Source organism: Caulobacter segnis (assembly GCF_031454995.1).
Taxonomy (GTDB): domain Bacteria; phylum Pseudomonadota; class Alphaproteobacteria; order Caulobacterales; family Caulobacteraceae; genus Caulobacter; species Caulobacter segnis_E.
Genome location: NZ_JAVDRV010000002.1, coordinates 31,987 through 44,250, shown reverse-complemented (window position 1 = coordinate 44,250; position 12,264 = coordinate 31,987). Strand labels below are relative to the sequence as shown.

General features: G+C 68.3%; 9 protein-coding genes. 7 read left to right on the top strand and 2 right to left on the bottom strand.

Annotated elements, in window-relative coordinates; all coding sequences use genetic code 11:
• Positions 1-43 precede the first annotated feature (43 nt).
• From J2728_RS06505 to J2728_RS06495, 3 genes are read left to right on the top strand one after another with little or no spacing between them, the layout of a single operon-like run.
• Positions 44-2,209 (top strand): TonB-dependent receptor, encoded by a 2,166-nt coding sequence (locus J2728_RS06505; RefSeq protein WP_309997658.1) that lies wholly within the window; start codon positions 44-46, stop codon positions 2,207-2,209.
• Positions 2,119-3,303 carry a PepSY-associated TM helix domain-containing protein gene (locus J2728_RS06500; protein WP_309997656.1) on the top strand — a complete coding sequence of 395 codons (1,185 nt, stop codon included), beginning with the start codon at positions 2,119-2,121 and terminating at the stop codon, positions 3,301-3,303. Before J2728_RS06505 ends, J2728_RS06500 begins: the two co-directional genes overlap by 91 nt.
• The gene (locus J2728_RS06495; protein WP_309997654.1) at positions 3,300-3,488 is read left to right on the top strand and encodes a hypothetical protein; all 189 of its coding nucleotides are present in this window, start codon (positions 3,300-3,302) and stop codon (positions 3,486-3,488) included. Before J2728_RS06500 ends, J2728_RS06495 begins: the two co-directional genes overlap by 4 nt.
• Positions 3,489-3,588: 100 nt before the next feature.
• Here J2728_RS06495 and J2728_RS06490 read toward each other — a convergent pair whose 3' ends face one another.
• Both J2728_RS06490 and J2728_RS06485 read right to left on the bottom strand, forming a co-directional pair.
• Positions 3,589-5,892: a TonB-dependent receptor gene (locus J2728_RS06490; RefSeq protein ID WP_309997653.1), complete on the bottom strand. Its 2,304-nt coding sequence runs from the start codon at positions 5,890-5,892 to the stop codon at positions 3,589-3,591.
• Between the two features lie 96 nt (positions 5,893-5,988).
• Positions 5,989-8,550, bottom strand: coding sequence for a TonB-dependent receptor (locus J2728_RS06485; protein WP_309997651.1), 2,562 nt, complete (start codon positions 8,548-8,550; stop codon positions 5,989-5,991).
• A 237-nt stretch (positions 8,551-8,787) separates the two neighbouring features.
• Here J2728_RS06485 and J2728_RS06480 point away from each other — a divergent pair, with 237 nt between their 5' ends.
• The 4 genes from J2728_RS06480 to J2728_RS06465 all read left to right on the top strand — a co-directional run bounded on the left by J2728_RS06480 (position 8,788) and on the right by J2728_RS06465 (position 12,246).
• Positions 8,788-9,363, top strand: coding sequence for an RNA polymerase sigma factor (locus tag J2728_RS06480; RefSeq protein WP_309997650.1), 576 nt, complete (start codon positions 8,788-8,790; stop codon positions 9,361-9,363).
• Positions 9,317-10,345 (top strand): FecR family protein, encoded by a 1,029-nt coding sequence (locus tag J2728_RS06475; RefSeq protein ID WP_309997649.1) that lies wholly within the window; start codon positions 9,317-9,319, stop codon positions 10,343-10,345. The genes J2728_RS06480 and J2728_RS06475 overlap by 47 nt, the downstream gene beginning before the upstream one ends.
• A 128-nt stretch (positions 10,346-10,473) precedes the next feature.
• The gene (locus tag J2728_RS06470; RefSeq protein WP_309997647.1) at positions 10,474-11,955 is read left to right on the top strand and encodes an amidohydrolase; all 1,482 of its coding nucleotides are present in this window, start codon (positions 10,474-10,476) and stop codon (positions 11,953-11,955) included.
• 90 nt (positions 11,956-12,045) lie between these two features.
• Positions 12,046-12,246, top strand: coding sequence for a hypothetical protein (locus J2728_RS06465; protein WP_309997645.1), 201 nt, complete (start codon positions 12,046-12,048; stop codon positions 12,244-12,246).
• Positions 12,247-12,264: the final 18 nt, after the last annotated feature.

Below are 12,264 nucleotides of genomic sequence, written 5' to 3'. Positions count from 1 at the left end.
CCGGCAGGGATATTGCGACGCACTCGCAATATTGGGTTTTGCAATGTCCCCTCGTCTCGCCTGGCTGCTGTCGTCATCCCTGGTCTGCGCCGCGCTCGCAGGTCCCGCGTTGGCCCGCCAGGCCGACGATACGGCGGTGGACACGGTCATCATCACCGGCTCGCAGGTGCGCCTGCCGCCCGCCTACGCTGGCGGTCAGATCGCGAAGGGCGCGCGGGTCGGCCTGTTGGGTACGCTCGACACGATGGACACGCCGTTCGCGATCACCAGCTACACCGAGGCCCTCGTTCGCAACCAGCAGGCGCGCAGCGTCGCCGACGTGCTCCAGAACGATCCGACCGTCCGCGTCTCCAAGGGCTTCGGCAACTTCCAGGAACTGTACATCGTTCGCGGCTTCCCCGTTTACTCGGACGACATGACCTATAACGGCCTCTACGGCGTCCTGCCCCGGCAGTTCGTGGCGGCCGAACTGATCGAGCGGGTCGACGTGTTCCGCGGCGCCAATGCTTTCCTGAATGGCGCGGCGCCCGGCGGCAGCGGCGTCGGCGGCGCCTTCAACCTGATGCCCAAGCGCGCCCCGACCGCGCCGCTGACCCGCCTCACCGCCGGCTGGGATGGCGGGAGCCAAGTCCACGGCTCGGCCGACGTGGCCCGCCGCTTCGGCGAAAACGACGCCTACGGCGTGCGCGCCAATCTTGCCGTGCGCGATGGCGAGACGGCGGTCGACGACGAGAAGCGCTCCCTGAAGGTCGTCGGCCTGGGCCTGGACCGCCGCGGCGACCGCGCCCGCTTCTCGGCGGACCTGGGCTGGCAGGACCATCACATCGACGCCCCGCGCCCGACCGTTACCCCGGCCGGGGCGATCCCCAAGGCGCCGGACGCCGGCAAGAGCTTCGCCCAGCCCTGGACCTACACCGACGAGCGCCAGCTGTTTGGCGCGGCGCGCGGCGAGTTCGACCTGACCGACACGCTTAGCGCCTGGGCCGCCGTCGGCGGCCGCAAGGGCAAGGAAGACAACGTGCTGGCCAATCCGACCGCCCAGCCGGACGGTACGCTCAGCGCTTATCGCTTCGACAATGTCCGCAAGGACACCGTCGTCTCGGCCGACGCCGGCCTGCGCGCCAAGTTCGCGACCGGGCCCGTCGCCCACGCCCTTGTCGCCTCGGCGACCTCGGTGAGCCTGAAGTCCCGGAACGCCTACGCCTTCTCGAACTTCGCCGGCTTCGCCAGCAACCTCTACCGGCCCGTCGCGGCGCCCGCGCCGAACCCGGATTTCTTCGTGGGCGGCTCCAAGTCCGACCCGAATGTCACCGAGCGCGCCAAGAACCGGGGCGTCGCCGTCGCCGACACCCTGTCGTTCTTGAACGACAGGGTGCTGCTGACCGTCGGCGTGCGTTACCAAGACGTCCAGACCCGCTCGTACGACTACAACACTGGCGCGCGGAGCGCGGCCTATGACGGCCACGCCACGACCCCCGCGCTGGCTGCGGTGTTCAAGCCCAGCGACAAGGTCTCGCTCTACGCCAACTACGCCGAGGCGCTCGTTCCTGGAAAGACGGCGCCGGCCCAGGTGAACGGCGTGGTCGTGGCCAATGCCGGCGAGATTCTCTCGCCGTTCCGCGGCAAGCAGACCGAGATCGGCGCCAAGTACGACGCCGGCGCGTTCGGCGGCGCGGTCAGCCTCTTCCGCACCACCCAGCCCAGCGAGTTCTTCGACACCGCCAGCCGACGCTACACCGATGGCGGCGAGCAGGAGAACAAGGGCGTCGAACTGACGGTCCATGGCCAACCGACCGAGGGCCTGCGCCTGCTGGGCGGCGCCACCTGGCTGGACGCCAAGGTCAACCGCGCCCTCACCCCGGGCCTGGCCGGCAAGTCGCCGATCGGCGTGCCCGAGTTCCAGGCCAACCTGAACGTCGAGTGGGACGTGAAACCCGTCGACGGCCTGACGGTCGAAGGTCGCATGACCCACACGGGCGCGCAGCCAGCCAACGCTAGCAACACCGTCAGCCTGGACGCGTGGACCCGCTTCGACGCCGGCGCCCGCTACGCCTTCGAGGCGAGCGGCCGGTCCATCACCCTGCGCGCCCGCGTCGAAAACCTGGCCGGCAAGGACCAGTGGGTCGCGGTCGGCGGCTATCCCGGCGCCAACTACCTGACGCTGGGCGCGCCGCGCACCCTGCGCCTGTCGGTCAGCGCGGACTTCTAGACCGGATGAGGGCCCGGACGCTCCGCGCCTGGTCGTGGGTTCACAAGTGGTCGAGCCTGGTCTCGACCGCTTTCCTGCTGATGCTGTGCGTCACCGGCCTGCCGCTGGTGTTCACGCACGAGATCGAGCACGCCCTGCTGAGCGAGCCCTGGCGGCCGGCGCGTCCGGACGGGCCCAAGCTGAACCTCGACCAGGTGCTGGAGACCGCCCTGGCTCGCAAGCCGGGCGAAGTTCCGGCCTTCATGAGCTTCGACGAGGACCGGCCGGTGGTGAACGTCACTAGCGTCCAACCCGGCGCCAAGGCCGGCGTCTACAGCTTCCAGCCGATCGACCAGACCAGCGGCGACGCCGCGCCGTCGGTGGCCGGTCATCCGGTCATGGAATTTCTGCTCCAGCTGCACACCGACATGTTCCTGGGACTGCCGGGGATGCTGTTCCTGGGCGGAATGGGCCTTTTATTGATCGCGGCCCTGGTCTCGGGCGTCGTGCTCTACGCGCCGTTCATGCGCCGCCTGCCGTTCGGCGCGGTGCGGGCCAGCAAGCAGGCCCGGACGCGTTGGCTGGACTATCACAACCTGTTGGGCGCGGTGACCATGGCCTGGGTGCTGGTGGTCGGCGCGACCGGCGTCGTCAACACCCTGGCGACGCCCATCATCGACTATTGGAAGAACACGGCGCTCAGGGAGCTGACCCAGGCTTACGACGCCCCCGCGCCCCTCGGCCAGCGCAGCTCCTTGCAAGCGGCCGTCGACCGCGCCAGGGCGGCCCTCCCCGGGATGCGGCTGCAGTTCGTGGCCTTCCCTGGCTCCAGCTATTCAACCGACCACCACTACGCGGTGTTCTTCCACGGCGACTCGCCGCTGACCGCGCACCTGACCACCCCGGCCCTGATCGACGCCCGCACCGGCCAGCTCGCGGCCGTCGCGCCGACGCCTTGGTATGTGAAGGCGCTGTCGCTGTCGCAACCGCTGCATTTTGGCGACTACGGCGGACTTGGCCTCAAGGTGCTGTGGGCCCTGCTCGACATCGCCACGATCGTGATCTTGGGATCCGGCCTGTATCTTTGGCTGGTCAAGCGGAAGCGCGCCGGATGAAGCCAAGCGGCCAGCATTTGAACTTGTGGCAGGTCTTCCGCGTCCCGATCGCCCTCGCCGCGCTCAGCATTTTCGGTCTTGTCACCGCCCTGCTGGGCGATGGCGTCTGGGACGTGATTGGCGCGGCCGCACTGGCGTCCTCGATCGCCGCCCTTCTCTGGGCGCTCGTCGCACGTCGACGCTAGGCCACGCCGGTCTAGGTCCGTCGAAGCCGATACCGCCCAGTCGGTCGCGACAGGAGCAATGATAAGGGCGGGCGGACACAATGTCCGCCCGCCCAGAGACTTAGAAGCGCTTGCGGACCTGGAAGCCGGCCGTGCGCGGACTGATGCTGACAACCTGTTTGGGGTTGTTGACCGCGGAGGTCACGCTCATCAGCCCGACTTCGTCGGTCAGGTTGTTGACGAAGACATAGGCGCCCCAGTCCGCGCCCTCGACACCGGCGCGGATGTTCGCGTAGCCATAGTCGCCCTGCTTCTCGTAGTAGACGTATGTCGGACGGAACTGCGAGGCCGACTCGCCGACATAGGCGTAGTCGGCGCGAACCAAGCCGTTGAGGTCGCCCTTCAGAGGCCAGGTGTATTCAACCGACGCCGAGCCGCTGTACTTGGCCACGTTCGGGAACTCGTCGCCGCGCAGGCCGGTCGAGCCGGTGATCAGGATGGTCGAGTTGGCCTGGTCCTCCGTTAGCTTGGCGTCGACGACGGCGGCGGTGCCGCTGATCGTCAGACCCGCGATCGGACGCGCCGTGGCCTCGATCTCCAAGCCCTTGATCTTGGCCTTGCCGGCGTTGGTCAGGTAGCTGAAGGCCCCATTGGCGCTGGTGGCCGAGATCTGCATGTTCGACCAGTCGATCTGATAGGCCGCCGCGTTCAGCGTCAGGCGACGGTCGAACCACTGGCTCTTGATGCCGCCTTCATAGTTCCACAGGCTGTCCGGCTGATAGGCCAGCAGCGCGCTGGCCAGGCCCGGCACGTTGTTGGCGCCGCCCGGACGGAAGCCCTTGGCCGCCACCGCGTAGACCATGACATCGGAGGTCACCTGGTAGGAGGCGTTCAGCTTGCTGACCCAGCCGTCGGCGCTGGCGTCGACCTGGGCAGCCGGCCCCACGTAGGACTGGGTGATGAAGTTGCTGATCAGGACCTGGCCCGAGACCGTCTTGTCGTATTTGAAGCGGCGCAGGCCGCCGGTCAGGGTCAGCTTCTCGATGGGCTTGTACGAGACTTCACCGAAGAAGGCGGTCTGCTTGGTCTCGGTGCCGACATGGCGCCAGGCGGTCAGGTCGTTGGGGTTGATGATCCCGGTGGTGGCGTCGCCCTTGGCGACCTTGCTCTCGATGTAGTCGTCACGCTTCTCGAGATAGACGCCGGCGGTCCAGTCGACCTTGTCGTCGAACAGCGACCCGTTCGCGCGCAACTCGTGGTTCCACGAGGTCAGGCCCATCGGCTGGTACAGCGCGCCGGGGGTGCGGCTGTCGGCGTAGGCGGTGTAGGCGGTCAACTGGGCCGCGGTGCAGGCCGGGTTCGTCGAGCCGGCGGGAGCCGGTCCGCCGGCGACCCAGTTACGGCACGAGGACGCGCTCGCGCGGCTGCCCGACAGCGTCGGGCTGTAGTCGGAGTTCCGCAGCAGCGTCCACTTGTAGTAGGATGAGGTCGCCGTGACCGTGGCGAAGCTCAGGTCCCACTTGCCCGTGACGTTGTAGAGCCGCAGGTTGTCGCTCGTCGGCGCGATGACCCGAGCATTGGTCCTGTACTCTTCCTTGCCCAGCGCGGGGTACCAGGTGTTCTGGCCGTCCAGGGTGGTCTTCTGGAACAGGCCCGAGGCGTTGATCGTCAGGTTATCGGTGGGCGTGAAGCCCAGCATCAGACGACCGCCGCTGGAATGCTGATCGTTGATGTTCTTCTTGTTCAGCCGGACGTCATCGACATAGCCGCCGCCCTCGGTCTTGTAGAGCACCAGGCGCGCGGCCAGCTTGTCCTCGATCAGCGGCACGTTGACCATGCCCTTCACCGAATAGCCGGCGTTTCCGCCCTTGGTGCTGGTTCCCTGGGCCTCGACGGCGCCGGCGTAGCGGCTGCTGTCGGGCTTGTTGAGGATCACGCGCAGCGTGCCGCCCATGGAGCCCGAGCCGTACAGCGTGCCCTGCGGCCCGCGCAGCACCTCGACGCGCTCGGCGTCGAACAGGTTCACGTCGGCGCTGGTCGAGCTGGCGTCGGCCGTCGTGCCGGCCGGACCGGTCAGCGGGGTTTCGTCGTAGTAGAGGCCGACCGTGGCTTCGCCGGCGCTGCGCACGCCGCGCAGGGTCAGACGGCGGCTGGTGGGCGAGTTACCGTCGACCTGCAGGTTCGGAACGGTGCGGAAATAGTCCTGGATGCCCGAGGCGCCCAGAGCTTGCAGAGACTTCTCGGTGACCGCGCTGACGCTGATCGGCGTGGTCTGGACCGTGGTCGAGCGCTTTAGCGCGGTGACGACGACTTCCTCGATCGTCGCGCTGTCGGACGCTTGCTGGGCGAGCGCGTGGCCCGCCACCAGGCTGCTCAGCGCGCTGGCGCCCAGGGCCAAGGCCCGAAGGCCGCGAAACTGCATCATATTGATCCCCTCTTGTCGGTCCGCTCGACGGCGGCCTGTAGGATCAGACGCAAGCCCCAGAGGTTCCCTCACCGTTGGCCGGTAAAAAGATGCCGGTCAGAAGCGGCGCTCAAGCGAGAGTCGCACGGCGCGCGGCATGATGCCGAAGTACTCGACGGGGCCAAACGTGTTCCGCGCCGCCGACGCCCGTCCCGCCCGATCCAGCAGGTTCTCGACCGACAGGTCAGCGCTCCAAGCGCGGTTCTCCAGGCCGGCGCTGACGCCAAACGCCGCATAGCCGCCCATCTTCAGGTAGTCCGCGTTGCCGGCGTTGAAGGCCGAGCGCGCCACCCCGGCGTAGTGGGCGTCAAACCGTAGTCGGGCCGTCAAGGCGTCGGCGAGCGTCCAGCGCCGCTCGACCGAAGCCGAGGCGGAGACCTTCGGGACGCTGGGCAGCCGATCGCCTTTCAGCCCCAAGCCGATGGCGCTGTTGGCCACCTGGTCGGCGGTCAGCCGCGCGTCCGTCAGGGTGAGGCTGGCCGCCAGGTCCCAGCCGGCGACCTTCCGCGCGGTTCCTTCGACCTCGAGGCCCTGGATGCGGGCGGCTCCGATGTTGGTCACGTAGTTGAAGGCCCGGTTCTGGGTCTGGGCCGCGTACTGCATGTCGCGCCAGCGCGCGCGGTACAGGGCCAGGTTCAGCGCCAGGCGGCGATCGGCGCTCTGGCTCTTCAGGCCCAGTTCAGCGTTGTCGAGCCTGTCGGATCGATAGACGGCCAGGGTTTCGGGCAGGCCCGGCACCACGTTCACGCCCCCAGGGCGGAAGCCCTGCGAGATCTGGGCGTAACCGAACAGGCCCGGGGCGAACTCGCGGCTGGCCAGCGCCTTCAAGCTCCAGCCCCGCTCGCGGGCGCGGGCGTCGATCGCGTAGTCCATCCAGGTGCCCGAGATCACGTTGGGAATCTGCACCGCGCCTCGGTCTCGCTTGACGTAGTCGAAGCGTCGCGCGCCGATCGTCAGCTCCGCGCCTGGCGCGACGGCGTAAGACGCCTCGCCAAAGACCGCGTGCTGGGACAGGTGGTTCTCGATGTCCCGCCGCCCGATCAACACCGTCGGCTCGACCGGACCGCCCGTCGCGGGGTCGACGTGGCGGACCTGGCTGTCGATATAGTCCTCGCGGACCTCGCTGTAGGCGCCGAGACTCCAGCGCAGGGGTCCGGAGCCGATGGAGGCGGCGCGGATTTCGTGAATCCGAGCGGTGAGGTCGGCGGGCTGGTTTAGGATCGCCGGATAGACGCTGTCGACATAGGCCGAATAGCCGGCCATCTGCGCGCCGCTGCAGGCCGCCGCGATCGAGAACATTCGCCTGCAGCCGGCGGCGCTGGTCCGCTCACCCAGCAAGACGCCGCTATAGTCGGATCGCCGCACCAGCTTCCAGCGATACCAGGACGAGACGGCGGTGATATCGACGGCGTCTCCGCGCCACTTCACGACAGCCGAGGCCAGATCGATGTCGCCGTCGAAGGGTGCGCGTCCGGCGTGGACCGTGCGCCAAGGTCCGGCCGTGTCGTTCCAAGCGGAGATGTCGCCACGATGGCTGGACTGATGCGAGCCCGAGACCAGGACCGACAGCCGCGGGCTCTTCTCCCAGAGCGCGGCCAGCCGAACGCCCCGCACGCGCGAGTCGTCGACGTCGGAAAGGCCCAGCCGGATATTGTCGATCACTCCCGGTTGGCGCTGATCATAGGCCGTCAGGCGCACCGCCAGCGCGTCGGGGACCACCACGGCGTTCAACACCGCCGCGGCGCTGGCGGACCGTCCGCCATGGGCGAGGCTCGCGACGGAGACGCCGACCAAGCCGGTGTCGCCGCCGAGATCGGGTCGTTTGAACAGGATGCGCAGGGCTCCGCCCATGGCGCCCGAGCCGTAGAGCGTTCCCTGGGGACCGCGCAGCAGCTCGATCCGATCGACGTCCACCAGCGCCAGCTCCGGCGCCATGACCCCTGGGTCGGCCGTGGTGCCCACCGGACCCGTCATCGGCGTTTCGTCGTAGTAGAGGCCGGTCGTGGCCTCGCCCGCTCCGTGGACCCCCCTCAGCACCAGACGCCGGCCGAAGGCCGTGGAGATCAGCTTCAACCCGGGCAGCATCGGCGCGGCCTGTTCGATATTGGCCATCGCCATGCGCGAGAGTTGCTCGCCATCGACCACCACCATGCTGACGGGCGTCCGCTGGACCAGGCTCGAGCGTTTCAGCGCCGTGACGACCAGACTGTCCAGATCGATGGGGGGCGCGACCGGCGAAGGGCGCGCCTCCGGCTCCTCGCGCGGCTTGGGCGCCGGCACCACCAGGAAGCTGCGCCCCTCAAGCCGAAAGGTCAGACCCGAACCGGCCAGCAGTCGGGCCAAGGCCTGCTCCGCGGTGAAGGTCCCGCTCAGGGACGGGCTCCGGCGTCCCAGGGTAAGGGTCGGAGAGAACAGGATTTCGCGATCGCTGCGCAACGCCAGTTGGTTCAGCGCCTGGCTCAAGGGCTGGGCGGGCAGGTCGAAACGGCGGGCGTCCGATAATGGGCCCGGCCCCGCCAGAGCCCCGGCTGGCGCGAAGACGCCAACGGCCGCCGCGCAGAGCAGGGCCGTGACGAGGCCGCGCCTACGCGGCGCTCCCAACGCTCTGGACCTGAACAACAGCGACTCCCGACCTCCCCGGCGGCTTGTATCTCGCACCGTCGAGGGCGCGGACCATGCCTTATTTTGACGGGCGTCCATGCCAAAGTCCGCGCCGCCCGCCCCCCAAGATCGCGCGCTGCACAGGCTTTAGGCAACCTGTCAAAGCTCGCGTGCGTTCGCGCCTGTCGCCCGCCGGCGGCTTGACAGACGGGAAAGCAGGATTTCACCTAACTGTCGCATGTCGGGGCGGTAGTAATGATTTGGGGCGTCAAAACGTCGAGAGCGTCCGGGGACGCGGCGACCCTGGTCGACAGTGGCACGCGCTTCATCCCCGCGCTGCGCGCCTTCTTTTCGCGTCGCGCGCCGGCCGCCGATGTCGAGGACTTGGTGCAAGAGGTCCTCCTGCGAATCCAAAAGCGCCAGCCCGCCCCCGTCGTGAACAACGTCGAGGGTTACCTGTTCGAGGTGGCGGCCAATGTCCTGATCGACCGCGGTCGCCGAGATCGCACTCGCCGCCGCTCCGATCACTGCGAATTGCAAGAAACGCATCACCCTGTTGATGAAATGTCTCCCGAGCGCGTCTTACAGGGACGCGAACAGGTGGCGCGGGTGATGGCGGCCTTGAATGCGCTGCCGGAACGTACGCGACGGGTTTTCATCCTCGTGCGCTTCGAGGAGATGAGCTACAAGCTCGTCGCCCAGCGCCTGGGTGTCTCCGTCAGCGCTGTCGAGAAACACGTGATGAAGGCGCTTCGGCACTTGCACGAACGCCTGCGGGACCAGGATGACGTCGACAACGTCGGAGCAAGAGAGACCCGAAGACCCGGCTAGCGCGGCGGCCGCCTGGTTCGCGCGGCTGCAGGGCGGCGATGTCACCCTCCATGAACGACGCGACTTCCAGCGTTGGCTCAGCGCCGACGCGCGGCACGCCGACGCCTGGAACGCCGTCGGCGCCACCTGGCATGGCCTTTCCAGCCTGGAGGACGACCCGGCCCTCGCGGCGCTGCGGGCCGACGCGCTGAGCCTCGACGAATCGCGGCCGCGCCTGGTCAGCCGGCGCAACCTGGGCCTGGCCGCGGCCAGCCTGGTGGCCTTCGCCGGCGTCGCGGCCTTCGGCTGGCGCCGGTTCGCGGGCGGCGAAGACGTCGCGCCGGTCCCCGACGAGCCGGTCTTCACCACCGCCGTGGGCGAGCGCTCGACGTTCCGCTTAGCCGACAATTCGGTGGTGACCCTCAGCACCGACTCCGCCGTCCGGGTCAATCATTGGGATCGTGAGCGCAGGCTGACGCTACTCAAGGGGCAGGCCTACTTCCAGGTCGCCAAGGACGAGACTCGTCCGTTCGTCGTCGCCGCCGGCGACAAGTCCGTCACCGCCGTCGGGACGGCTTTCGACGTGCGGCTGGAGCCCGGCAGGCTATCGGTGACCCTGGTCGAGGGCCGCGTGCGGATCGCCGGCGCTTCACCCAAGGGCCCGCGCCAGGTCGAGATGTCCGCCGGGTCGCGCTTCTTGGCCGCCGATCGCGCCCACTGGACGATCAACACCGTCGACACCGCCAAGGAGGCGGCTTGGCTGCAAGGCCGCCTCGTCTTCGACGGCGAGCCCCTTTCGGCGGTGATCGCCGAGATGAATCGTTTCTCGGAGCGCAAGCTGAACGTCTCGGATCCCGCCCTGGCCGCGACCCCGGTGAGCGGGGTCTTCAAGACCGGCCAGGTCGATGCGTTTGTCGCGGCGCTGCGCACCTATGGGCTCGTGGAAGTCGCGCGTAGCGACGCCCGGCGGATCGAGCTGGTTCGCCCCTCGCGCGGCGCCTGAACACGGCGCGCGAGTTTTCTCGAGCATGAGGTGAGGTCGCGGCGTCGTGCTGCGTCTTACAGATCGACCGCCTCCGTTCCGTTGTCCGACGGCGGGATCCTTTGCCTTTTCCTCGGGGAAACGTTCCAATGAAGATGCCCGCCCTCAAGCTCGCCCTCTTGTCCGCCACGATCGCGAGCGGGGTCCTGGCGCCGCACGCCTTCGCCAAGCCGGTCACCGAGGCCGAGAAGGCCCAGATCCTCAAGCTCGTCGACGCCGACGCGGCGAACATCAAGGACGCGGCCATGAAGATCTGGGGCTTCGCCGAGGTCGGCTATCAGGAGACCAAGAGCACCGCCGTGCTGCAGGATCAGCTGAAGGCCGCCGGCTTCCAGGTGAAGGCGGGCGTGGCCGGCGAGCCGACGGCCTTTGTCGCCAGCTACAAGAACGGCGCCGGTCCGGTCATCGCCATCCTGGCCGAGTTCGACGCCCTGCCCGGCCTCGCGCAGACCGCCGATCCCGTGAAGACCGGCATCCCTGGGCAGATCGCCGGCCACGGCTGCGGCCACAACCTCTTCGGCGCCGCCTCGGTCGGCGCAGCCGTCGCGCTCAAGGAATGGATGGTCAAGAACAACATCAAGGGCGAGCTGCGCGTCTACGGCACGCCCGCCGAGGAAGGCGGCTCGGGCAAGGTCTATTTCGTCCGCGACGGCCTCTTCAACGACGTCGACGCCACGCTGCACTGGCACCCGGCCAATAGCAATTCGGCCGTGCAGGGCGTGTCGATGGCCAATATCAGCGGCAAGTTCCGCTTCCACGGCGTTTCGGCCCACGCCGCCGGCGCGCCTGAAAAGGGCCGCTCGGCGCTCGACGGCGTCGAGGTCATGGACGTGGCGACCAACTTCCTGCGCGAACACACGCCCGACAAGACCCGCATCCACTACGTGATCACCGCCGGCGGCACCGCCCCCAACGTCGTGCCCAACTTCGCCGAGGTCTACTACTACGTCCGCCACCCCGATCCGGCCGTGGTCAAAGACGTCTGGTCGCGGGTCGAAAAGGCCGCCGAGGGCGCCGCCCTGGCCACCGGCACCACGGTCGACAAGGAGATCACCGGCGGCGTCTACGCCCTACTCCCCAACGACACCCTGGGCCGCGTGATGGACGCCAACCTGCGCAAGGTCGGGGGCATCACCTGGACGCCGGAAGAGGTCGCCTTCGCCAAGAAAATCCAGACCTCGCTGGTCAATCCGCCGTCGATCGACACGGTCAAGACGGTCGAGCCCTACAAGGTCGAACTGGAAGGCGGCGGCGGCTCGACCGACGTGTCGGACATCAGCTGGGTTACCCCGACCGTGGGCCTGGGCACGGCGACCTTCGTGCCGGGATCGGCCGGCCATAGCTGGCAGAACGTCGCCGCCGCCGGCTCGTCGATCGGCGTGAAGGGCGCGGTCAACGCCGCCAAGACCCTGGCCCTGACGGGCGCGGATCTCTTCGCCAACCCGGATATCGTCAAAAAGGCCAAGGCCGAGCTGAACGAACGACGGGGCCCGAACTTCACCTACAAGGCCATGCTCGGCGATCGCCCGCCCGCCCTCGACTATCGCAAGCCCGCCGTGGCGGCCCACTAGTAACGATCGCGGAGTCCCCGACGATCGTCAGCGGTCGGCGCTCCCCCCTTAGCGCCGGCCGCGTCCCTTCCCGCACCGTTGGATTTCAGCGTGACCGACACCATCGTCATCACCCCCGAGCGCTTCGAGACACTCAAGCACGCTCTGCCCGCCATCACCCGTGAACACCTCACCCATGTCTACGGAATCAGCGAAACCACCTGGACCAAGCTCCGCCGAGGCGAACCCATCAAGCTGAGCACTTGGCAGCGCATGCAGGCGCGGCTCTCCCGCGTGGGCGCTGGCGGCTGAACCCATGACCGCGCCTGT